The organism is Mammaliicoccus sciuri (genome assembly GCF_002901825.1).
Taxonomy (GTDB): Bacteria; Bacillota; Bacilli; order Staphylococcales; family Staphylococcaceae; genus Mammaliicoccus; species Mammaliicoccus sciuri.
Genome location: NZ_PPQD01000025.1, coordinates 1 through 309, shown reverse-complemented (window position 1 = coordinate 309; position 309 = coordinate 1). Strand labels below are relative to the sequence as shown.

Sequence of the window (309 nt, the reverse complement as noted above, 5' to 3'; positions counted from 1 at the left end):
TTAAGTACGAGTGAATCATTGAGTACAAGTGAGTCATTAAGTACGAGCGAATCATTGAGTACCAGCGAATCATTAAGTACATCAGAGTCATTAAGTACGAGCGAATCATTAAGCACGAGCGAATCACTAAGCACAAGCGAATCATTAAGTGAAAGTGAATCGTTAAGTACGAGTGAGTCATTAAGTGAAAGTGAATCGTTAAGTGAAAGCGAGTCATTAAGTACATCAGAATCATTGAGTACGAGCGAATCATTGAGTACGAGCGAATCACTAAGCACAAGCGAATCACTAAGCACAAGTGAGTCATTG

The 309-nt window shown here is 39.2% G+C and carries 1 protein-coding gene; it reads left to right on the top strand.

The annotated features are described in order from the left end of the window. Positions 1 to 18: 18 nt before the first annotated feature. A partial coding sequence (locus CD035_RS07190; protein ID WP_180991821.1) for a hypothetical protein occupies positions 19 to 309 on the top strand: 291 nt, incomplete at its 3' end.